The organism is Variovorax sp. P2_H12 (assembly GCF_056403395.1).
Window position 1 is genome coordinate 45,065 of record NZ_JBFUFO010000042.1, and the last position, 7,528, is coordinate 52,592.

Genomic DNA, 7,528 nt, shown 5'->3' on the forward strand with positions numbered 1-7,528 from the left:
CCCTGGAGTGAACGGGTACGTCGAGGCAGCGGGTTTGTCGGTTTGGCTCAGCGCCACGCGCCCCGCCATTGCGAATCGATCGCGATCCAGCCGGCGGCGTCGCCGGCCGGCGGCGACGCCAGGGCCATGCGGTCGCCGCTGGCATCCCATCCCAGGATCCGCAGCTCGAACGAAGGACCGGCGGCGACGTCGCGCATCGGAGTTGCCGCAGCGGCCGGCAGCCGCCCGGCCATCCGATCGACGGCAGCGACCGCACCCAGAGATGCGAGCGCGCCCCCGACGGCMGCGGCGCCGCKGCCGAGCACGAAGGTCCTGCGGTCAATCGGCATGGCCGGTCTCCGGGTGTAGCGGCGGGGCGGCCAGCGGCGACTGCCTGAAGGCGGGCGTCGCTCCCCAGCGCTGGCGGGCCGCAGCCAGGATGTCCGCGGCTTCCAGTGCCTCGCCGGCCCGGATCGCCGCCTCATGGGCCGACTCGAAGGCCCGCAGCGTCGGACGGTTCGCGAGGTCGACGCGGGTCAGTTCGAACGCCCGGCGCGCATCGTCGCCGCTGCCGGCATAGAACTCCGCCGCGTGGTCCGCGAAGGCGAGCGGATGCCTGGCCAGCAGGCGCTCGAAGCCGCTGCGCGCGGCCTCCGTCAGCGCCTGCGCTTCGGCCGGCCGGCCCAGCGCGAGCGCCACGTCGGAAAGACGCCAGCTGACTTCCGGGTCGCCGCTCTCGAGCGCCGGAACCAGCAACGCGCGAGCCTGAGCGCCGCGGTTTTCGGCCAGGTGGATCTCGGAAAGGTGCACGCGTGCCTTGACGTAGCCGGGCAGGTAGTCGATTGCTTTGGCGTACCAACGGGCCGCGCGCTCCGTCTGGGCCTGTGGCGCGCGTTCACCCCACAGCACACCCAACTGGAAGCAGACCCATGCGACCGCAAATGGCGAGACATCGCGGTAGGCGCCCAGCGCGCGGCAGTAGGCGCGCTCCGCGGCGTCGAATTCGCCCAGGTCGGCCAGCAGGGAGCCCAGCGGCACCCAGTCCTCCAGTCGTCCCGGGCGCTCGGCGAGGCGCAGCCTCTGTTGCAGCAGCGCTTCCAGCGATGTGCCGCAGGCCTGGTCGATGCTCATCGCGAGCCGCTCCGCGTCGAGCGCGGGACAGCCTCGCTGCGTGGCTCGTGCGAGGCATTCCCTCGCATGGGCGAAGCGATGGGTCGATGCTGCGACCTGGGCCTCGATGAGCGCCGTGCGGGCGGAGTCCGGATCCCGCCGCAGCAGGTGACCCGCCAGTTGCTCCAGCCGGTCGTAGGCTTCCAGATCACCCAGGAACTGCGCGTTGAGATGTTCCTGCTCGATGAGGCCCTCGGCGATGCCCGACCGCAGCGGCGCCTGCCAGAAGCGGTTCCATGATTGCGCGAGCGTGCTTCTCAGGTTGATGGCGGCGATGGCGCCGTCGGTGGCCTGCACAGGACCGGTCTCGAGATCGGGTTCGGCGATCATTTGGGGACCCCGAAGCGCGGCTTCAGGCTTTCGAGGCCGGCCTTCAGGAGCGTCGAACTGATGGTCTTCACGATGAGGTCGGGCTGGCCGCCGGGCATGTACTGCACGCGCCATTCGACCGAGCTGCCGCTACCCTTGGGCTTGACGTCCAGCATGCCGGTGTAGTCCGTGGCCGGGATGCCGGCGATCGAGGTGTAGCGGTAGCTTCGCTGCGCGTTGTCGACCGCGTCGAGCCGTTCGATGATCTGCTTGCCGTCGATGGTCTCGATCGTGCGCAGTTGACCGACCCCGGTGCCGGTCAACCGGATGCTCGCGATCAGCGGATGCCAGTGCCCGCCGAAGCCGCCGATGAGGGCCCAGACCTGGTCAGGCGGTGCGGCGAGATCCACGGAGAAGGCCACGTTCTGGAGTTCCGCGTTCGGGGAGGCCAGATAGGGAAAGCTCGACGTGCCCGGCTTGGTCGCACCGGTCGAGCCGCCCTGCAGGAACTCCCTGTCGTGGTTCACCATCCACGTGAGCAGGATGTCGATGACGTCGGAATTCACCGTTCGGCCGCCGCCGGTCTGGTGCGGACGGCCCGCGAGCGTGCTTTTCTCGATCTCCAGGTGGCTGGTGTCCGAGGTCGGTTTCGCGACATCGATGACCATGAAATCGTCGAGGAACATGTTGGCGTTGGCGGCCAGCGCCGCCGGCGTCCAGTCGGCCTTGCCGTCGCGCAGGTCCCAGTTCTTCAGGCTGTCGACCATGCGCTTGCGGAACAGGGGCATGAACTCCTCCGAGATCGCGAAGGGCGTCTGCTGGTTCCACAGGTCGCGCAGGTCGTCGGTGCCGGCCATCCCGTTGTTGTTCAGCCGCATGTTGGTCTGCTCGGGGCGGCCGACCCAGTCGATGCGCGGCGGCTCGTGGCCGATGAAGCCGCCGGGCTTCGGTATCGGGAGGGTCTCGGCGACGACGCCGAAGAGGGAACCCTTCGCCGGATCGAGCACGCGCGCCGTGTCGAACTCGATCAGGAAGCTCAGCACGTTGTCGTGTTGAAGCAAGTTGGGAAACTTCTTCATTTCGGCCACGATCCAGGCCAGGTAGAAGGGGTCGGAGCGCAGCCCCGCGAACACGCGGTAGGTGCCGTCGGCCGAGGTCGCTCCCTTCTCGTCGTCGACGACGAAGCGGATCGTTTGGCCGCCGGGCAGCGTGCAAGTGCCGCGCTGCACCGGCCTCTTGCCTTCCGCGGCGCGCTCCAGCACATCGAAGCGAAAAGTGAAACGAAGCTCCGGATCGCTCGATCTGAACTTGGTCTGCTCACCCATGCCGGCGATCGTCAGGCGGCGCACCACGATGGCGTGGTCGATCGCGTTCGAAAACATTGCCAGCGTGCCGGCGGACGGAAACACGTTCGCCGCCAGCACGGTGCGGTTCGGGTCCGCCGGGCTGGTGAAGGCAAAAAGATCGGTCAGGTCGGCCGAGGGGTCACCGATCTGGCGCGGGCCATCGACGTGGTCGGACATGCCTCAGCCTCCGTTCAGTGGCGAGACCACTTGCTGGTCCCCGTGACCGCATTCGGCGGGCCGCCGAAGGGCGTGACCCGGCCCGGTTCCTCGGGAATCGACTTCAGGTATTCGACCAGCGCCCAGCGCTGCGACTCCGTCAGCAGCGGTCCGATGGTGCCATTGCCGCGTGGCCCGTTCTCGAACGAGTGCCCGGCATTGGAGTTGCCTCGCAGCTCGGTGTCGAGCAGGAAGCTGCCGCTCTTGCCGCTGGTGTCCAGGCCCACCTTGACGGGGTCGAACTCGCGACCGACATAGAACTTCTTGGTCCGCTCCTTGGCCGGGACCAGCATTTCGTAGAGATTGGGCACTGAGCCGTTGTGCAGGAACGGCGGCGTGGCCCAGACGCCGTCGCGCGGCGCGGCCTTGTACGCGTCCTCGGTCTGGCGAGCGACAGGAAGGTCGCGATAGCCATGCAGATTGGCGGTCTGCTCTTCGTTGAGCTTCAACTGCGACAAGGCCTTGTCCAGCACCAACTTCACGGTGAGCGCGTACTGGGCGCCGGTCGGAATCATGGCCTTGTCCTTGAAGGGTCCCGGCAGATAGGGGGCAATGGCGCCGGTGAAGGAGTAGGGACGCGTATTGTCGAACTGGCCCGGGTCGGTGCCGACATACTTCTGCGGGACCACGCCCACTTCCAGGAAGCGCTTGCCGAATTTGTTCGGTGCAGTCCACGTGTAGGGCCAGGCGTTGTGGCAACTCGCGCAATGGGTCGAGAACAGAGCCTTGCCGGCCGCGGCCTTCTGGCGGTCGATGCGGCCGAAAACCTCTTCGGGCCACTTGGGCGGTGCGAGCCGCGTCAACTGATTCTCGATCTGTTGCAGATTGAGCAATAGCGCATTCGAATCGAAGAGCCCTTCCTCCGGCGTCTTCGAATGCAGGTTCATCGGCATGAAGACGCCCATGGCTTCAACGAGATTGCGCTCGATCGGATCCTTCTGCACTGCCCGCCACTGGGTCCACGTGCCTTGCGGGCTATTCCACAGGAAGGGTGGCTTGGTCGGCGCGAGGGGCGTTGACAGGTTCTGCGGAATCTCGGTCTCCGTGGACACGAGCCGGTTGACGATGGCGCTGATCGCGTCGATCCGCGATGGCCCCCAGATGGTCGGGGTCGCGATCGTGCGCGACCGAAAATAATGGATGGGGCCGGCCTCGCGCTCGAAGCGCTTGCCAAGCTCTGCCTTGGCCTCCGCACTCATGGCGCCAAGCCGGGTCGCCAGGCGATCGAATTTCTGCTTGTCCGCCAACGTAGCCTGCACTGCGTCATCGAGCGCGTTGACGTAGCCCATCATGTCGAAAGCGTTGGCAACGCCGCCGTCGATGCGGATGCGCTTGCCCTGGTAGTTCAGCTGCGCGTTGTGGCAGGCGGCGCAGGTCAGTCCGACCTGCACATCCTCCACGTTGCTGCCCTTCCTCTTGACGATCGTCTTGCTCAGCCCGATCGGCAGCGCATCGGGATTGTTCTGCGGATCGGCAGGCTGGGTGATCAGGCCGAAGCGGTCGCTGTTGGCGTCGGAGCGGAACAGTTCCCGGCCGCCGGCCACCTCGAGGTTCAGGAACAGGTCGTAGGACATCACGGCCGAGCCCTGAGAGACCTGGTAGTACCAGGCCCGTTCGGCGGGCGTCCAGCCCTGGTCGAGGAAGACCACGGGCCCCGGCGCACTCTCTGTAGGCTGCGCTGCGGACTGCTCCATGAGTGCCACGCCGAGCAGCAGGACGGCGATGGATGAGAGGGCGAAGGTCCTGGCCCCGCGGGGCCGAATGGCAAGCTGCATGGAAGTTCCTGGGAACGAAGAAGTCATCGTGTGGTTCGATGGGTCGACCGTTTTTACGTCATGCAAACCTGGTGGCCTATCCCGGTGCCCACCTAAGCCACGTACGTGTTTCTGCGTGGCCGTCCGGATGGCGCGCCTTGTCGCAATCGTGAAAATCCACAGGGCGGGGTGCGAGCGATCGCTGCGATATCAGGTCGTCTGATCTGGCATGGGTCCCGCGAGCGGTCCGTGCTACCCGGACATGAAAGGAAAACCTGAAAAATGAAAGCAGCCCACTACACAGTTCTCGCTCTGGCTTCGGCGCTGGCATTCGGTGCGCCGGCCTTGGCGCAGCCGAGCACGCCTTCGACCACCCCCAAGGTGCTGGATGTCCGGGACATGTTGAAAGAGATTTCGATCTCCGCGCAGGTGACGGCGATTGACCAGAAGAACCGCATCGTGACCCTCAAGGGTCCGGAGGGCAATGAGTTCGCAGTGATGGTCGACCCGCGGGTCAAGAACCTGGCGCAGGTGAAGGTCGGCGACATGGTCGATGCGACCTACATTCAGTCGGTGGCGCTCGACTTCCAGACGGGCAACGGCATCCGCATGGCCACGTCGACGACGGCCGTCGACCGCGCCCAGGTCGGACAGTTGCCCGGCGGCGCGGCGATGAAGCAGACGACGATGGTGTCGAACATCTGGGCGATCGACCAGGCCAAGGGCACCGTGATGGTCCGGGGTCCGTTCGGTCACTTCACCGAGGTGAAGCTGAAGGACCCGGCCATGCTCAATGGCGTCAAGGTCGGCGACCAGATGAAGATGACCATCACGCAGGCCATCGCCACTTCGGTGGTGAGGAAGGGGTAGCTGCATCCCAGACAGCCAGCTTCATCGGCAAGCGAGATGACGGCTGCGGCGGCGGTCTTCCTGCGCCGGCGTTCGCTGCTGCTGCTGGTCATGACCTTGGCCCTCGGCGCTTGCACGACCTACGGCGTGGTCGACAACGCGCCACTGGCGCAGGGTCGCCGGGACCCTGTCTATTCACTGGGCGAATTCGCCCGGAATCCAGCCCGACATTCCGGCGACTTGACGCTGGCCGTCGCCTTCTCGGGCGGCGGCACGCGCGCCGCTGCCCTGTCCTACGGGGTCATGCAGGAACTGCGCGACACCCGCGTGCGCATCGACGGCAAGGAACAGAGCCTGCTGGAGGCGATCAACGTCATCAGCTCAGTGTCCGGAGGCAGTTTCACATCGGCCTACTACGGCCTCTACGGCAATCGCATCTTCGTCGACTACGAGGAGCGGTTTCTGCGCAGCGACGTCCAGGGCGTCCTGCTGCGTGGTCTGTTGAACCCCACGCGCTGGTTCAGCAGCGATGGCCGCACCGAGATGGCGGTGGCCTACTACCAGCAATCGTTGTTCGGCGATGCGACCTTCGGCGACCTGGCCAGGCGCGGCGCGCCGCTGATCCTGATCAACAGTTCCGACCTGAGCACGGGCGGGCGATTCTCCTTTGTCCAGGAATACTTCGACCTGTTGTGCTCGGACTTGAGCAGTTTCCCGCTCGCGCGCGCCGTCACGGCCTCGAGCGCCGTGCCGGTGATTTTCGGGCCGGTGGTGGCGGAGAACTACAGTGGCTGCGCGAGCAGCATGCCGCCTTGGCTGGCCGCCGCGAAGAAGCGCAACAGCAACAGCGACAACGTCTACCTGCGCATGGTGGTGCAGGACGACCTCGCCTACCAGAACAAGGTGACGCACAGGTACGCCCAGTTCGTCGACGGCGGGATCACCGACAACCTGGGCCTTCGCGCACTGCTGGATGCCGTCGAACTGGCCGGCGGCGCCGAAAAATACGTCAGCACGCTCAGCATCGCCACGCCGCGTCGCATCGCCATCATCTCGGTCAACGCTGCCGCCGATGCACCGGCGGGCATCGGCGAGAGCAATCGGGCGCCGACCTTCGGGCAGACGATGAACGCGGTCACCAACGTGCAATTGCATCGCTACAACGTGGCGACGCTTCGGCAGACCCAGCAGAGCCTCGAGCGCTGGACCCGCGAGCTCTCGACGCCCGAAAGGCCGGTGAGCTCGTACTTCATCCAGCTCAGCTTCGAGGACGTGCCCGATCCGCCGCTGCGCCGCTTTCTGAACGAGATCCCGACCAGCTTCGTTCTTGACAAGGAGCAGGTGGCGCGGTTGATTGCCACCGGCCGGGAGCTGCTGCGCAACAACCCGGACTATCAGCGCCTGCTGACCGGGCTGCGAGCGCAGGCCGATGCAGCCGGGCCGGCGACCGCTGCGCCCTGAAGCACTGCAAACGCGATGGCGGCGAATCGATGACGGGCGCGACCCGCCGACTGTCGGTGGCTATTGGGTCGAAAGTTCGAGATTCAATCGCAGCAGATCGGTAATCGAGTTGACCATGAGCTTCTCAAGCAGCCGGCTGCGATGCTGCTCGACCGTGCGGTGACTGATCGCGAGCTCCTTGGCAATGACCTTGCTCGGCAAGCCCTTGAGCGCCAGCGACATCACCTCGCGTTCGCGATCGGTCAGGGCGGCGATGCGCTTGGCCAGGCCCTGATGCACATCGGCGGCTGGCGCCGCCCGCATGCCGGCATCACGGCGCAAGGCCTCGTCGATCGCGTCCAGCAACTGCTGCTCGCGGTAGGGCTTCTGTACGAAGTCGACGGCCCCGTCCTTGACCGCCTTGACCGCCATCGTGATGTCGCCATGGCCGCTGATGAAGACGAT

The 7,528-nt window shown here is 66.1% G+C and carries 7 protein-coding genes; 2 read left to right on the plus strand and 5 right to left on the minus strand.

Annotated elements, in window-relative coordinates; all coding sequences use genetic code 11:
* Positions 1–47: 47 nt before the first annotated feature.
* Genes AC1DYK_RS28455 through AC1DYK_RS28470 form a run of 4 tightly spaced genes read right to left on the minus strand, consistent with a single transcriptional unit; the run spans position 48 to position 4,795 of the window.
* Positions 48–329 carry a hypothetical protein gene (locus AC1DYK_RS28455; protein ID WP_478169348.1) on the minus strand — a complete coding sequence of 94 codons (282 nt, stop codon included), beginning with the start codon at positions 327–329 and terminating at the stop codon, positions 48–50.
* Positions 319–1,479 carry a tetratricopeptide repeat protein gene (locus AC1DYK_RS28460; protein WP_478169349.1) on the minus strand — a complete coding sequence of 387 codons (1,161 nt, stop codon included), beginning with the start codon at positions 1,477–1,479 and terminating at the stop codon, positions 319–321. The genes AC1DYK_RS28455 and AC1DYK_RS28460 overlap by 11 nt, the downstream gene beginning before the upstream one ends.
* Positions 1,476–2,981 (minus strand): DUF4331 family protein, encoded by a 1,506-nt coding sequence (locus AC1DYK_RS28465; protein ID WP_478169350.1) that lies wholly within the window; start codon positions 2,979–2,981, stop codon positions 1,476–1,478. The genes AC1DYK_RS28460 and AC1DYK_RS28465 overlap by 4 nt, the downstream gene beginning before the upstream one ends.
* 14 nt (positions 2,982–2,995) lie before the next feature.
* A complete protein-coding gene (locus AC1DYK_RS28470) occupies positions 2,996–4,795 on the minus strand; it encodes a di-heme-cytochrome C peroxidase (protein ID WP_478169351.1) in 1,800 nt (599 codons plus the stop codon).
* Between the two features lie 261 nt (positions 4,796–5,056).
* Here AC1DYK_RS28470 and AC1DYK_RS28475 point away from each other — a divergent pair, with 261 nt between their 5' ends.
* Both AC1DYK_RS28475 and AC1DYK_RS28480 read left to right on the plus strand, forming a co-directional pair.
* The gene (locus AC1DYK_RS28475; RefSeq protein WP_478169352.1) at positions 5,057–5,644 is read left to right on the plus strand and encodes a hypothetical protein; all 588 of its coding nucleotides are present in this window, start codon (positions 5,057–5,059) and stop codon (positions 5,642–5,644) included.
* Between the two features lie 36 nt (positions 5,645–5,680).
* Positions 5,681–7,084, plus strand: coding sequence for a patatin-like phospholipase family protein (locus AC1DYK_RS28480; RefSeq protein WP_478169353.1), 1,404 nt, complete (start codon positions 5,681–5,683; stop codon positions 7,082–7,084).
* Between the two features lie 60 nt (positions 7,085–7,144).
* Here the strand turns inward: AC1DYK_RS28480 and AC1DYK_RS28485 are convergent.
* The coding region (locus AC1DYK_RS28485) for a response regulator transcription factor (RefSeq protein WP_478169354.1) at positions 7,145–7,528 on the minus strand (384 nt) is incomplete at its 5' end.